This window comes from Cupriavidus plantarum, assembly GCF_905397285.1.
In the GTDB taxonomy this organism is placed as follows: domain Bacteria; phylum Pseudomonadota; class Gammaproteobacteria; order Burkholderiales; family Burkholderiaceae; genus Cupriavidus; species Cupriavidus plantarum.
Genome location: NZ_CAJPUX010000003.1, coordinates 157534 through 172304 on the forward strand (window position 1 = coordinate 157534; position 14771 = coordinate 172304).

The 14771-nt window shown below is 66.4% G+C and carries 12 protein-coding genes; 7 read left to right on the top strand and 5 right to left on the bottom strand.

Annotated elements, in window-relative coordinates; translation table 11 throughout:
* The first annotated feature begins 24 nt into the window (after positions 1-24).
* The 6 genes from KHP16_RS15415 (at position 25) to KHP16_RS15440 (ending at position 6629) form a co-directional block, all read left to right on the top strand.
* On the top strand, positions 25-615 hold the full coding sequence (locus tag KHP16_RS15415; protein ID WP_109580144.1) for a YceI family protein: 591 nt from the start codon (positions 25-27) through the stop codon (positions 613-615).
* 64 nt (positions 616-679) lie between these two features.
* Complete coding sequence (locus KHP16_RS15420; protein ID WP_109580145.1) at positions 680-1282, top strand: YceI family protein; 603 nt, start codon at positions 680-682, stop codon at positions 1280-1282.
* Positions 1283-1693: 411 nt separating this feature from the next.
* Positions 1694-3085: a class I SAM-dependent methyltransferase gene (locus KHP16_RS15425; protein ID WP_109580146.1), complete on the top strand. Its 1392-nt coding sequence runs from the start codon at positions 1694-1696 to the stop codon at positions 3083-3085.
* Positions 3086-3113: 28 nt separating this feature from the next.
* Entirely contained in the window at positions 3114-4445 is a 1332-nt protein-coding gene (locus KHP16_RS15430) for a sensor histidine kinase (protein ID WP_109580147.1), read from the top strand.
* Between the two features lie 13 nt (positions 4446-4458).
* A complete protein-coding gene (locus KHP16_RS15435) occupies positions 4459-5604 on the top strand; it encodes a hybrid sensor histidine kinase/response regulator (protein WP_115952761.1) in 1146 nt (381 codons plus the stop codon).
* Positions 5601-6629 (top strand): response regulator, encoded by a 1029-nt coding sequence (locus KHP16_RS15440; protein ID WP_109580149.1) that lies wholly within the window; start codon positions 5601-5603, stop codon positions 6627-6629. Before KHP16_RS15435 ends, KHP16_RS15440 begins: the two co-directional genes overlap by 4 nt.
* 73 nt (positions 6630-6702) lie before the next feature.
* Here the strand turns inward: KHP16_RS15440 and secF are convergent, their stop codons facing one another.
* The 5 genes from secF to queA form a co-directional block, all read right to left on the bottom strand.
* On the bottom strand, positions 6703-7677 hold the full coding sequence (gene secF / locus KHP16_RS15445) for a protein translocase subunit SecF (RefSeq protein ID WP_109580150.1): 975 nt from the start codon (positions 7675-7677) through the stop codon (positions 6703-6705).
* Positions 7678-7698: 21 nt separating this feature from the next.
* Positions 7699-9588 (bottom strand): protein translocase subunit SecD, encoded by a 1890-nt coding sequence (gene secD / locus KHP16_RS15450; protein ID WP_109580151.1) that lies wholly within the window; start codon positions 9586-9588, stop codon positions 7699-7701.
* 204 nt (positions 9589-9792) lie between these two features.
* Positions 9793-10119: a preprotein translocase subunit YajC gene (gene yajC, locus KHP16_RS15455; RefSeq protein ID WP_109580152.1), complete on the bottom strand. Its 327-nt coding sequence runs from the start codon at positions 10117-10119 to the stop codon at positions 9793-9795.
* Positions 10120-10257: 138 nt separating this feature from the next.
* Positions 10258-11397: a tRNA guanosine(34) transglycosylase Tgt gene (gene tgt / locus KHP16_RS15460; protein WP_109580153.1), complete on the bottom strand. Its 1140-nt coding sequence runs from the start codon at positions 11395-11397 to the stop codon at positions 10258-10260.
* Positions 11398-11421: 24 nt separating this feature from the next.
* Complete coding sequence (queA, locus tag KHP16_RS15465; protein WP_211960630.1) at positions 11422-12483, bottom strand: tRNA preQ1(34) S-adenosylmethionine ribosyltransferase-isomerase QueA; 1062 nt, start codon at positions 12481-12483, stop codon at positions 11422-11424.
* A gap of 79 nt (positions 12484-12562) precedes the next feature.
* On the opposite strand from queA, the gene recG reads away from it, so the two are divergent.
* Positions 12563-14698, top strand: coding sequence for an ATP-dependent DNA helicase RecG (recG, locus tag KHP16_RS15470; protein ID WP_211960631.1), 2136 nt, complete (start codon positions 12563-12565; stop codon positions 14696-14698).
* Positions 14699-14771: the final 73 nt, after the last annotated feature.

Sequence of the window (14771 nt, forward strand, 5' to 3'; positions counted from 1 at the left end):
GTTATTCCAAGCAAGGAGTTGCAGATGACAAGCATCACCCGCCGCGGCCTGCGTCCGCTCGTCACCGGTGTGGCAGGCCTGGCGGCCGCCGCATCGCTCGCCTCGGTCGCCAGCCTCGCATGGGCGCAGGTGGATACGGCGAAGAGCGCCGTCACCGCGACCGCGCGCCAGATCGGCGTGCCGATGGAAGGCAAGTTCAGGAAATTCGACGCGACCGTCGACTTCGATCCCAACAAGCTCGCAACCTCGTCGGCCAAGATCGAGATCGACGTGTCGAGCTTCGAGATCGGCGACGCCGAGACCAGCAAGGAGGTCAAGGGACGCGAGTGGTTCGACGCCGCGAAATATCCGAAGGCGACGTTCCAGTCGACGAGCATCAAGAGCAGCGGGGCGGGCAAGCTCGACGTGGCGGGCAAGCTGACCATCAAGGGCAAGACCGTTGACGTGGTCGTACCGGCGACCTATCGCCAGGACGCCGCGGGGCAAGTGTTCGATGGCGTGCTGCCGATCAAGCGCACCGCCTTCAACATCGGCGAGGGCGAGTGGAAGGACACTTCCGTCGTCGCCGACGATGTACAAATCAAGTTCCATATCGTGACGGCGAAGAAGGGTTGACCCTTCGCGCCGCCGTTACCCTCGATCGATCCACCAACCTTCTCACCTTATTCGGGAATTTTCCATGCAAATGCGTACCCTCTCGCGTGCCCTGACCGCCGGCGTCGTTGCCGTGGCGGCCGCTTCCGCGACCTTCGTGGCCTCGGCCGCGCCGACCACCTACAACCTCGATCCGACACACACGTATCCGAGCTTCGAGACCGACCACTTCGGCGGCCTGTCCGTGTGGCGCGGCAAGTTCGACAAGTCGAGCGGCGTCGTGACGCTGGACCGCGCGGCCAAGGCCGGTACCGTCGAAGTCAAGATCGACGCCGCGTCGGTGGACCTCGGCAATGCCAAGCTGAACGAGCATGTGAAGGGCCCCGAGATGTTCGACGTGCAGGCGTTCCCGGACGCGACCTACAAGGGCAAGTTCACGAAGTTCAAGGGCGACGTGCCGACCGAGATCGACGGCGTGCTGACGCTGCGCGGCGTGTCGAAGCCCGTGAAGCTGGAAATCCGCCAGTTCAAGTGCATGGAGCACCCGATGCTCAAGCGCGAAGTGTGCGGCGCCGATGCGTCCGGCACCTTCAACCGCGCCGACTTCGGCGTGGACTACGGCGCGAAGTACGGCTTCAAGCAGGACATCAAGCTCGCCATCCAGGTCGAAGGCGTGAAGGCCGACTAAGCGTCCGGCCCGCAATTATCTGCCTCACACCGCGCGGGCTCCCGCGCGGTGCCCCGCGGCACCGATCGGGCGCGTTCTCCCCGCGCCCCGATCGAATGCCCATCTCCGGTGCGTCGCCACCCCTTTTCCATACCCCACGAATTACGGTATCCGCGCGGTTGTACGTAGGACGACAGCCACAGTACAATGGGTCGCCGCAGTCTCACCCGGGGAGCGTGTCCATCGGTATGGACGTCAACCCGATTCGCATCCTAACCGCATAGCAACCGGTCACGCGCATACGACATGAGCCTTGGCTGCATTCCCTGATTCCGGTCACCCGCCGCGAGACCTCTTGCCCGAGCTGTACCCGGCCTGCCGTTCACGGCGCCCTGGCGCGCAGCGTTTTTCGGATTTCCCTGGCGCGATACCGTGTACTCCAAAACGCAAATCGATCCGGTAGTTAGCTTCCGCAACTCGCAGGGCGAGCAGGTGCGCGGAACGATCATCAATCTCCAGAGAAAGTCTCTGGTGATGGAAATCTATAACCCATACTCGATCGTGCAGGTCAGCGAGGTGCTGAGCGAGCTCAGCGTCCGCATGGGCACGAAGAACGCGTACCTCGGCAAGGCCGTGGTCATGAGTCTCGTGAATACGGGCCTGACCGCGGTGGTGTCGCTGACGCTGATCGACGAGTGGCGCGAACTCACCGACGTCAACAACGAGCCCAAGTCCGTGGCTCGCGAGGCCGAGATGTTCGTGCAGGACTGGGACACGCGCTTCAACATCCGCCGCGACTATCAGATCGTGGTCAATGAAATGCGCGCGTATCTGTCCGAAGTGTCGCGCTGGGTGGAGCAGGTCGACCTGACCGAGTCGCTGCCCAAGGTCGAGGGACGCCTGCGCGAGGACGTGTTCTACGAACTCGCCACGCCGCTGATGACGAAGGTCAAGACGTACCTCGACTGGCTCGAGGGCGAAGCGCAGCGCGTGGACCCCGAGATCGCGCCCGTGCACCGGACCTACGCGCAGGCCGCGCTGCACCCGCTGCTGCTGCGCGCGCCGTTCGTGTATCGCACCTTCACCAAGCCGCTCGGCTATGCGGGCGACTACGAGATGGTGAACCAGATCCTCAGCGATCCGCAGCAGGGTCCGACCACGTACTTCCAGATCGTCAACACGGCGTTCCTGAAGGCGGCGGTGGCCACCGCGCACCGCAACCGCATCGATCTGCTCGTGGACTTTCTCACGCGACAGGCCGAACGCGCGCGCGCCGCGGGCCGGCCGTTCCGCGTGCTGAACGTCGGCTGCGGGCCCGCGTTCGAGATCCAGCGATTCGTGCGCGAGTATCCGAATCCGGAACTGCTGTCGTTCCAGCTCGTGGACTTTAGCGAGGAAACGCTCGAGTACACGAAAAGCTCGATCGAGCGCTCGGCCGCTTCGGCCGGCCGCAAGGCCTCGGTGGAGATGGTCCATCAGTCGGTGCACGAACTGCTCAAGCGGCGGATCGCGACGGACGAGCCGGACTGGCGCGCCTTCGAGGCGGTTTACTGCGCGGGCCTGTTCGACTACCTGTCCGACAAGGTCTGCGCGCGGCTGCTGACGTATTTCGCCTCGCGCACCAAGCAGGGTGGCGAGCTGCTGGTGACCAACGTCCATTCCGATAATCCCGAGAAATTCGGCATGGAGCATTTGCTCGAGTGGTATCTGATCTATCGCAACGAGGCCGGTATGACCTCGCTGTTGCCGGAGAACTCGCATGCACACCGACTCTATGTCGATGAAACCGGGGTCAATGTCTTCGCCGAAGCCACCATCCAGTGACAGCGAGGCCGAGCTTCCCGCCCCGAACATGAGTGCCAATCAACTGTACGCCGGCTATCAGACCGAGCTGGCGGAGTTCCGTCTCGCGTTCTCGCGCGGGGGCGCCTACACGGCCATCGCGCTCGTGATGCTGGGCGTCGGGCTCGACTATGGCCAGTATCCGGAGCAGCAACTGCCGTTCGCGATCGCGCGCGTGCTCGTGTCGCTGCTGATCGCCGGCGTGGTTGTCGCGCTGTACCGCGAGACCGGCCGCCGCTTTGCGCCGTGGCTCACGCTCACGTGGCTGCTGCTGCCGCAGATCATGATCGCGTGGATGATCTCGCAGACCGAGGGCGTGCAGTCGCCTTACTACGTGGGCCTGAACCTCGCGATCTTCGCGTCGGGCATCGCGCTGCCCTTCGGGCTGTGGCAGAACGTCGTGTTTGGCATCCTGTCGTACCTGCTCTATGCGGCCGCGTGTTTCATCCATCCGGGCGGCATCGAGCCCGTGGGGACGTTTATCGTCAACTCGCTGTTCCTGTTGTTCGCCGCGGCCGCCAGCGGGGTGTACACGTTCTTCAACGAACGCGCGCGCTTCATGCTGTTCCGACTGAAGGCCGAGGTGGCGGAGAAGAACGTCGAGCTTGAGGACATCAACCGCCAGCTTGTCGACATCAAGGGTCAGATGCTCCAGCAGGAGAAGATGGCCGCGATCGGTACGCTGGCGGCCGGCCTGCTGCACGAGGTGAACAACCCCGTGAATTTCTGCCTGATGGCGATCGAGGTCGCCATGGAAGAGCCCGTGACGAAGAAGGAACCGATGCTCGAGGAATGCCTGGTCGATGCCAAGCAGGGCATGCAGCGCATCCAGCATATCGTGTCCGACCTCAAGACCTTTGCGTACCGCAAGCCGGGCGCCGAGGTCGAGGGCACGCCGTTCCTGTTCGAGAAGGCGCTCGACTCCTCCGTGCGGCTGACCGCCCACGAACTGCGCGGCGTGAAGATGACGCGCGAGATGCCCGACGACACGCTCGTGTTCGGCGACGAGGCGGCGATCATCGGCGTGCTGATCAACCTGTTCTCGAACGCCGCGCTGGCGATGCGCAAGGCGGGCACGCAGGGTCCCGCGATCCATACCACCGTGCGCTGGCTCGACGGCCGCCTGCACGTACGGGTCCAGGACAACGGCCCGGGCATCGCGCCCGAGCATCTGGCGCGCGTGTTCGAGCCGTTCTTCACCACGCGCGAAGTGGGGCAGGGCCTGGGCCTCGGCCTCTCGATCAGCTATGCGGTGGTCGAGCGCCACGGCGGCGTGCTGTTCGCGGAGAGCGAAGTCGGCCAGTGGGCGGCGTTCGCGTTCGATCTGCCGCGCGCGGAATGAGAGTGGGGCTGTCATGAGCGATATTCCTCAGGTCCGGCCGACCGTCCTCTATGTCGACGACGAGGAGATGGCTTGCAAGTACTTCGCGCGTGCCGTTGGCGGCGAGTACGACGTGCTGGTCGCCACGAGCGCGGACGAGGCCACTGGGATCCTGCGCACGCAGGCCGCGCGCATTTCCGTGCTGGTCACGGACTTCCGCATGCCCGGCCGCGACGGCGGTTCGTTGCTGCGGCAGGTCGCCCAGGACTATCCGGCGATCGTGCGCATCCTCGTGACCGCTTATGCGGATAAGGATATGTTGCTCGAGACCGTTAACAACGGTGAGGTGTTCCGCATCCTCGAAAAGCCGATTGCCGTGAACGGCGTGCGGGAGGTGCTGCGCCTGGCGCTGGAGCGGCATCGGGAGCGCGCGGTCCGCCAGCAGCGGCTGATGGCGATCGACGAAACGCTGGCGTTCCTGGCGCACGAACTGAACACGCCGCTCGCGGCGATCGCCAACTTCGCGCGCGGCATCGAGGCGCGCGTGAGCGGCGACGATGGCGCCCAGCGGCTCGGCGAGATCGGGCAGGCGGCGGGCAAGATGCATGACAACGCGCAGTATTGCCTCGCGGTGCTGTCGTCGTTCCTGCAGTCGGTGCGGAACAGCGCCGGCATGTCGGCCGCGCAGGGGACGCGATCCGCGACGTCGGGAGAGCCGGTTTCCGCGGGCTCGCTCGTGGCGTCGCTGCTGGACACCTATCCGTTCGCGGACGCACAGCGCGACTGGGTCCAGGTGGAAGTACACGGCGATTTCCCGGTGCCGACGCTGCCGAACTGCGTGGCGCTGGTGTTGTCGTCGGTAATGAGCAATGGCTTGCGCGCGCTGGCCGATGTACGCGGCCCCGTGTTGCGCTTCGTGGTCGTGGCTGGCGAGCATCCCGAAATTCGCATTTCCGACAACGGGCCCGGCATTCCGCCCGAAGTCATGGAGCGGCTGCTTGTCGACCCCGTCACGACGCATGCGGGTGCCGGTGGCAGCGGGCTCGGCATGATCTTCTGTAACCGCGTCATGCAGTCTTTCGGTGGCGGCATCCGGATTGCTTCGGCATCCGGCGCCGGCACGACCGTGACGCTGGACTTCCCCAATTTCAAGAATCGTATGCACAGGAGTGATCGATGAGCGAACTGAATACAACGCAGGCACCCCCCGCGATTCTGTTCGTGGATGACGAGGCGACCGCCGTCAAGTACTTCCAGCGCGCCATCGGGCAGCTGGCGCCCGTGGTCACGGGCGGATCGGTGGAGGAGGGCAAGGCGCTGCTCGACGCGCATGGCGACAGTCTCGCCGTGCTGGTGTCGGACCAGCGCATGCCCGGCGAGTACGGGAACGAGTTGCTGCGTTACGCGCGCGAGCGGTATCCGCATATCGTGCGGATCCTGACCACGGCGTACTCCGAACTCGACCAGACCGTCGAGGCCGTGAACCAGGGTCAGATCCACCGCTATATCAAGAAGCCGTGGGACATCACCGCGCTGCGCATGGAGCTCAAGCAGGCGCTGGAGCTGTCGGGTCTGCGGCGTGAGCGCGACCAGCTGATCCGCGAAAAGCTGTCGGTCATGCAGAAGCAGACCGTCGCCGCGCGCATCGGCATGGTGCAGGCGCTGAGCGTGAGCCTGATCGGCCCGGGCCGCTTCCAGCCCGTGGAGACTTACCTGGCCGGCGCCAATCTGGCCGGCGCGAAACATCCGGAACCGGACTGGAACCGCATGGACTACGCCGACCTCGTCGGCGCGGAGAGCCAGCGCAGCGGTGCCTTCGGCCATGCGGTGAGCGTGAAGCTGGCGGAACTGCGGGCGCGTCTGTCGGGCCGCGGTGCCGCCGATGCGGTGGCGGTGCTGGCAGAGGTGGTCGGCGGGGCGGGGACCGGGACGGGAGCCGACAGTGCGGTGCGCCGCGATGGCGACGCCGTCACGTGGACCGCGCCGGCGCTGCTGTCCGAGTTCATCGAGAAGCCGGTTGATGAGGCCGTCTCCGCCGCCCATGCGGGCTGGCTCGCCGCGCTCCTGTGGCTGGAGGAAGCCGGTGGCGCCCTGCAGCTCGTGCGCGAGGGCGATGCGATTATCGCGCGGGCCGGCGCGCGGGGCGAGTCGTTTGCGTCGGACCGGCTGGCGGTGTGGATCGAGAAATTGTCCGAGACCGAATAAGCCGCTAACGACGACGAAAAAAGCCCGGGAGATCCCGGGCTTTTTTGTGGGCACCGACCGTCAGGCCTGTGCGCTAGGCCTGTGCTCCAAAGTTCGGATCGTTCCGATCCGAATTCTCGCCACCCTTCTTCTCGCCCTTGACGAGGTCCTCGCGCTTGACGCCGAGCCACATCGCGAGGGCCGCGGCCACGAACACCGACGAGTAGATACCGAACAGGATACCGACCGTCAGCGCGAGCGCGAAGTAGTGCAGCGTGGGGCCGCCGAAGAAGAACATCGACAGCACCATCATTTCGGTCGAGCCGTGGGTGATGATGGTCCGCGAGATCGTGCTCGTAATCGCGTTGTCGATGATCTCGTGCGTCGTCATCTTGCGGTACTTCCGGAAGTTCTCGCGAATCCGGTCGAAGATCACGACCGACTCGTTCACGGAGTAGCCGAGCACCGCGAGAATCGCCGCGAGCACCGACAGCGAGAATTCCCACTGGAAGAACGCGAAGAAGCCCAGGATGATCACCACGTCGTGCAGGTTCGCGATGATGCCCGCGACCGCGAATTTCCATTCGAAGCGGAACGACAGGTAGATCACGATACCGATCACCACGCAGAGCAGGGCGAGCAGACCGTCGGTGGCGAGTTCCTTGCCCACCTGCGGGCCGACGAACTCGACGCGCTGGAGCTTGACGTCGGGCGTGGCGGCCTGCAGCGAGGTCATGACCTGCTGGCTCTGCTGCGCCGAGCTGACGGGCTTGCCGTCCGGGCCCTTCTGCACCGGCAGGCGGATCATCACGTCGCGCGAGGTGCCGAAGTTCTGCACCTGCACGTCGGTATAACCGAGCTTGCCGACCTGGCCGCGAATCTGCTCCAGGTTGGCCGCCTGCTGATAGTTGACCTCCATCACGGTACCGCCCGTGAATTCGATCGACAGGTGCAGGCCCTTGTGGAAGAGGAAGAAGACGGCTGCGGCAAACGTCAGGAAGGACACCACGTTGAAGACCAACGCGTGCTTCATGAACGGAATGTCGCGCTTGATGCGGAAGAATTCCATGATGTTGTCCTCGGTGTCCGCTTACTTGGCTGCGGGCGGCTTGGCGGCCGGCTTGGTGGCGGGAGTTTCCGCGCCCGGCTTCCAGATCTGGCCGATCGACACGCTTTGCAGCTTCTTCTTGCGCCCGTACCAGAGGTTCACGAGACCGCGGTTGAAGAAGACCGCCGAGAACATCGACGTGAGAATACCCAGGCAGTGCACGACGGCGAAGCCGCGCACAGGGCCCGAGCCGAATGCGAGCAGCGCGAGGCCCGCGATCAGCGTGGTGACGTTGGAGTCGAGAATCGTGGCCCACGCGCGGTCGAAACCGATCGAGATAGCCATCTGCGGCGAAGCGCCGGCACGCAGTTCTTCCCGGATCCGTTCGTTGATCAGCACGTTCGCATCGATGGCCATGCCGAGCACCAGCGCGATAGCGGCGATGCCGGGCAGCGTCAGCGTGGCCTGCAGCATCGACAGCACCGCGATCAGCAGCAGCAGGTTGACGGCCAGCGCGGCGACGGAGAACACGCCGAACAGCATGTAGTACAGCACCATGAACACGGCCATTGCGCCGAAGCCGTAGGCGACGGAGTCGAAGCCCTTCTGGATGTTGTCGGCGCCGAGCGACGGGCCGATCGTGCGTTCCTCGATGATGTCCATCGGCGCGGCCAGCGAGCCGGCGCGCAGCAGCAGCGCGAGGTCGTTCGCGGCTTCGGTGGAGTAGGAACCCGTGATCTGGAAGCTCGAGCCCAGTTCGGACTGGATCGTCGCCACGGTCAGCACTTCGCCCTTGCCCTTTTCGAACAGCACGATGCCCATCGGCTTGCCGATGTTCTCGCGCGACACGTCGCGCAGCACGCGGCCGCCCTGGGCGTCCAGCTTGATATTGACCGACGGACGCTGGTTCTGGTCGAAGCCCGCGGAGGCGCTCTCGATGCGGTCGCCGGTGAAGATCACCTGCTTGCGCAGGATGACCGGCGCGCCGTTGCCCTGCGTGAACAGCTCGTCGCCGAACGGCACGGGGTCGCCCGGACGCGGGTTGCGCGGCGCGTCCGGATCCGCCAGGCGGGCCTCGAGCGTCGCGGTCCGGCCGATGATGTCCTTGGCCTTCGCGGTGTCCTGCACGCCGGGCAGCTGCACGACGATGCGGTCCGCGCCCTGTTGCTGGATCACGGGCTCGGCCACGCCGAGTTCGTTCACCCGGTTGTGCAGCGTGGTGATGTTCTGCTTGACGGCGGCGTCCTGCACGGCGCGGCGCGCGGCTTCCGTGAACGTGCCGACGATGTTGTTGCCGTCGTTCGTGAACGCCAGTTCGCGCAGGTTGTCCGCGAGCAGGCCGCGCGCGCGGTCGGCGTCGGCGGCGTTGCTGAAGCGCACGGTCAGGCGCTCGCCATCGCGCTCGATGCCACCGTGGCGGATGTTCTTGTCACGCAGCAGCGTGCGCGCGTCGCCGGAGAGGCTGTCGAGCTTCTTGTCGACGGCGCCTTTCATGTCCACCTGCAGCAGGAAGTGCACGCCGCCGCGCAGATCCAGGCCCAGGTACATCGGCAGCGCATGCAGCGAGGTCAGCCATTGCGGCGAGCCCGACAGCAGGTTCAGCGCAACCACGTAGGTCGGGTCGTTCGCGTCCGGGTTCAGCGCGTGCGACAGAACGTCCTTGGCCTTCAGCTGATCGTCGGTGGTGCGGAAGCGCGCCTTGATCGAGCCGGAGCCCGCGACGTCGAAGAACACGCCGTCCGGCTGCAGCTGGCTCTGCGCCAGCACGTCCTCCACGCGTTTCTGCATGGACAGGTCGACCTTGACCGTGGCCTTGCCCGAGGAAACCTGGACCGCGGGGGCCTCGCCGAAGAAGTTCGGCAGCGTGTAGATGATGCCGATGGCAAGCGCCACCAGGATCACGATGTATTTCCAAAGCGGATAACGATTCATCTTTGGCCAGTCGTTGCGATCGGGCCCGCCGGGGCCGCCGCGGAAAGCGGCGCGGCGTGGCCGGACCGGTTGGCAAACAGCCGCCTGGCAGTCCTGACGGGACCTCGCGGACCCATCTGGCTGGTACAGGCGGCTGCGGGGGCGTGCGTGTGACGACGAAACGTCAACGCACGCCGGTTTGGTTTGCCGGGGAAGACGCGCCGCTCAGAGCGACTTCAGCGAACCCTTGGGCAGCACCGTGGTGACGGCGTTCTTCTGGACCGTGATCTCGGTACCTTCCGAGATTTCCAGCGTCACGTAGTTTTCGTTCACCTTGGTGACGCGACCGAGGATGCCGCCAGCCGTCACGACTTCGTCGTTCTTCGCCAGTGCTTCCAGCATCGCCTTGGATTCCTTCTGACGCTTCATCTGCGGGCGGATCATGATGAACCACAGAACCGCGAACATCAGGATGATGGGCAGGAAGCTCATCAGGCCACCTGCCGCGCCACCGGCGCTGGCAGTCTGGGCAAAGGCGTTCGAAATCAGCACGTTACTTCTCCGTCACAAATATCAATCAGGGAATCGGGCATTCTATCACCCGGTCTATGTCCCGCTAGTGCATTCTAGGGCGATTTGCGGGTTTGTTTGGGCCCCCGGATTCGACAGCGGGGCACCGAAAAGTTCGCGCTATTGCGTGCCGCGCGCGCGATCCTCGGCGAAGCGGCGGCGGAACGCCTCGAAGCGGTGCTCCTCGATGGCTTCGCGCATTTCGGCCATCAGTTCGAGGTAGTAATAGAGGTTGTGAATCGTGTTCAGGCGCGCGCCCAGGATCTCGCCCAGGCGGTACAGGTGGTGCAGGTACGCGCGCGAGAAGTTGCGGCACGTGTAGCAGCCGCATTGCTCGTCGAGCGGGCGCTGGTCGCTGCGGTGGACCGCGTTGCGGATCTTGACGTCGCCGAAGCGTGTGAACAGCCAGCCGTTGCGCGCGTTGCGCGTCGGCATCACGCAGTCGAACATGTCCACGCCGGCCGCCACGCCCGCCACGAGGTCCTCCGGCGTGCCCACGCCCATCAGGTAGTGCGGCTTGTTCGCGGGCAGGCGCGGCCCCACGTGCGCGAGCACGCGCATCATGTCTTCCTTCGGCTCGCCGACCGACAGGCCGCCGATCGCATAGCCGTGGAAGTCGAGGTCGGACAGCCCGGCGAGCGACTCGTCGCGCAGGTCCTCGAACATCCCGCCCTGCACGATCCCGAACAGCGCGTTGGGGTTGGGGCCGAGCTTGCCGCCATCGAATTCGTCGCGGGAGCGCCTGGCCCAACGCAGGCTCATGCGCATGGAGCGCGCGGCCTCTTCGTGCGTGGCGGGGCGGCCGTCGATCTCGTACGGCGTGCATTCGTCGAACTGCATCACGATGTCCGAGTTCAGCGTGCGCTGGATCTGCATCGAGATCTCTGGGGACAGGAACAGCTTGTCGCCGTTGATTGGCGACGCGAACGTGACGCCTTCCTCGGTGATCTTCCGCAGGTCGCCGAGCGAGAACACCTGGAAGCCGCCCGAGTCGGTCAGGATCGGCTTGTCCCAGCCGATGAAGCGATGCAGGCCGTCATGCGCGCCGACGACGTCGAGTCCCGGGCGCAGCCACAGGTGGAACGTGTTGCCGAGGATGATCTGCGCGCCGATCTCGTTGAGCTCGAGCGGCGACATCGCCTTGACCGAGCCATAGGTGCCCACGGGCATGAAGATCGGCGTCTCCACGACGCCGTGGTTCAGGGTGACGCGGCCGCGCCGCGCGGCGCCGTCGGTCGTGATCAGTTCGAAATTGAGCATGGGGGAATCCGTGTATCGGGGCCTTCAGGGCCGGCGGGTCAGCAGCATCGCGTCGCCGTAGCTGAAAAAGCGGTAGCGCGCGTCCACCGCGTGGCGGTAGGCGGCGCGGATCGCTTCCACGCCGGCGAGCGCGGAGACCAGCATCAACAGCGTCGACTTCGGCAGGTGGAAATTGGTGATCAGCGCGTCGATCATGCGGAAGCGGTAGCCGGGCGTGATGAAGATGTCCGTATCGCCGCTGCCGGCCGCGAGGGTGCCGTCTTCGGCCGTGGCGGCCTCCAGCGCGCGCAGCGAGGTGGTCCCCACGGCGATCACGCGGCCGCCGCGCGCGCGCGTCTCCCGCACGGCCTGCGCGAGTTCCTCGGAGATGGCGTACCACTCGGCGTGCATCTTGTGTTCGGCGAGATTCTCGGTACGCACGGGCTGGAACGTGCCCGCGCCGACATGCAGCGTCAGAAACGCGCGGCGCACGCCATGCGCGTCCAGCCGCGCGAACAGCGCGTCGTCGAAGTGCAGGCCCGCCGTCGGGGCGGCCACCGCGCCGGGATTCCGTGCGTAGACGGTCTGGTAACGCGACTCGTCGTAGGCGTCGGGGTCGTGCGTGATGTACGGCGGTAGCGGCAGCCGGCCATACTGCTCGATCAGGTCCAGCGCGGGCGCGGGAAAGCGCAGCGTGAAGAACTGATCGACGCGCGGGCCCACGGTCACCGTGAAGGCGCCATCGGCCAGTTCCAGCGCGCTGCCCTCGGCGGGCGTCTTGGAGGCGCGGACCTGCGCGAGCACCGTATCAGTGTCCACCACGCGCTCGACGAGCACCTCCACCTTGCCGCCGCTGGGCTTCTGCCCGAAGAAACGCGCCTTGATCACGCGCGTGTCGTTGAAGACGAGCAGATCGTCCGGACGCAGGTATTCGACGATGTCGCTGAACGCGCGATCGAGCATGCGCACGGCCTCGGCCGTGTCTTCGGGCGCGGTCCGGTCGACCACGAGCAGCCGGCTGGCGCTGCGGTCGGGCAGGGCGGACTGCGCGATCAGTTCGGGCGGCAGCGGGAAATCGAAGTCGGAAAGCGTCAGGGACGTCGGCATGGAGGACGGGAGTGCCGCAGGCGGCATGGGTACAATCGGCGGGTCCGACATTGTACATACACCCCCGTATCCGCTCTCGATGCCCGCCGCCACCGACGCCGCCGAACCGACGCAGGAAGCCAGCCCGAAGCCAAAGGCGGCCGCCAAGCCGTCCACTGCCGCCGCGCGGCTGGCCAAGCTCGGGCTGCGCCGCAGCGTGGACCTCGTGCTGCATCTGCCGATGCGCTACGAGGACGAGACGTCGATTCTGACGATCCGCGACGCCATCGCGCGCGCGGGCGCGGGCATGGCGGCGCAGGTCGAAGGGGTGGTGACCTCCAACGAGGTCACGTTCCGGCCGCGCCGCCAGCTCGTGGTCAAGATCGCCGACGAAACGGGCGAGCTCACGCTGCGTTTCCTCAACTTCTATGGCAGCCAGACCAAGCAGATGGCCGAAGGCGCGCGCCTTCGCGTGCGCGGCGACGTGCGCGGCGGTTTCTTCGGGGCGGAAATGGTCCACCCCACCGTGCGGCCCGTGGCGGAAGGCGAGGGGCTGCCGGACCGCCTGACGCCAGTGTATCCGGCCACGGCGGGCATTTCGCAGGCCTACCTGCGCAAGGCCATCGGCGGCGCGCTGCAACGGACGCCGATGCCCGAGACGCTGCCGCAGCCGTTGCTGCGCGGCCCGCTCGCCAGGCTCCGGCTCGCGCCGCTCGCGGAATGCCTGCGGCTGCTGCACAACCCGCCGCAGGGCGAGAGCGAGGCCGCGCTCGCCGACCGGTCGCACCCGGCATGGCAACGCATCAAGTTCGACGAACTGCTGGCCCAGCAGATCTCGCTCCGCCGCTCGCAGGCGGCGCGGCGCGAAAAGACCGCGCCCTCCATGCCGCGCGTGCAGGGCAAGCTGCTGACGCGCTTCCTTGGCGCGCTGCCGTTCGGGCTGACGGGCGCGCAGCAGCGCGTGGTGGAAGAGATTGCCGCGGACATGACGCGGCCGCATCCCATGCACCGGCTGCTGCAGGGCGACGTCGGCAGCGGCAAGACCGTGGTGGCCGCGCTGGCCGCGTGCCAGGCGATCGACGCGGGTTATCAGGCCGCGCTGATGGCGCCCACCGAGATCCTCGCGGAACAGCACTACCGCAAGCTCTCGGCGTGGCTCGCGCCGCTCGGCGTGCCCGTCGTCTGGCTGGCGGGCAGCCTCAAGGCGCGCGAGAAGCGCGAGGCCGCCGCGCGCGTGGAATCGGGCGAGGCGCAGCTCGTCATCGGTACGCACGCGCTGATCCAGGACACCGTGCGGTTCGCGCGGCTCGGCCTGTCGGTCGTCGACGAGCAGCACCGCTTTGGCGTGGCGCAGCGGCTGGCGCTGCGTGGCAAGGCTTCGGAGACCGAGGCGAGCGCCGTCGCCGACGAACGTGTGCCGCACCAGCTGATGATGTCCGCCACGCCGATCCCGCGGACGCTCGCCATGACGTACTACGCGGATCTCGACGTGTCCGTGATCGACGAACTGCCGCCGGGCCGCACGCCGATCGTCACGCGGCTCGTCAACGACGCGCGCCGCGACGAGGTGATCGACCGCGTCCATCATGCCGCCGCGGAAGGCCGGCAGGTCTACTGGGTGTGCCCGCTGATCGAGGAAAGCGAGGCGCTCCAGTTGCAAACCGCGGTAGAGACGTATGAAACGCTCGTTGCGGCGCTGCCGGACTTGCGCGTGGGGCTCGTCCATGGCCGCCTGCCGCCCGCCGAGAAGGCGGCCGTGATGGACGACTTCAGCGCGGGCCGGTTGCAGGTGCTCGTGGCGACGACGGTGATCGAAGTCGGTGTGGATGTGCCCAATGCCTCGCTCATGGTGATCGAGCACGCCGAGCGCTTCGGTCTGGCGCAGCTGCACCAGTTGCGCGGCCGTGTCGGACGCGGCACCGCGGAGTCCGTCTGCCTGCTGATGTACCAGGCGCCGCTGTCCCCCACGGCGCGCGAGCGGCTGGCGACGATGCGCGAAACCACGGACGGCTTCGAGATCGCGCGGCGCGACCTGCAGATTCGCGGTCCCGGTGAATTTCTCGGCGCGCGGCAGTCCGGCGAAGCGATGCTGCGGTTCGCCGACCTCGAAACCGATGCATGGCTCGTGGAATACGCGCAGGAAGCGGCCGAGGCCATGCTGGCGCACTTTCCCGAGGCCGTGGAGGCGCATCTGACGCGCTGGCTGGGCGGCCGCGAGCATTTCCTGAAGGCCTGATCCATGTGATGCGGGAAGGACTTTCGCGCGCGGGTCTGACAGCGGCGGCAATAGAAGCTAAAATCTATCGCTT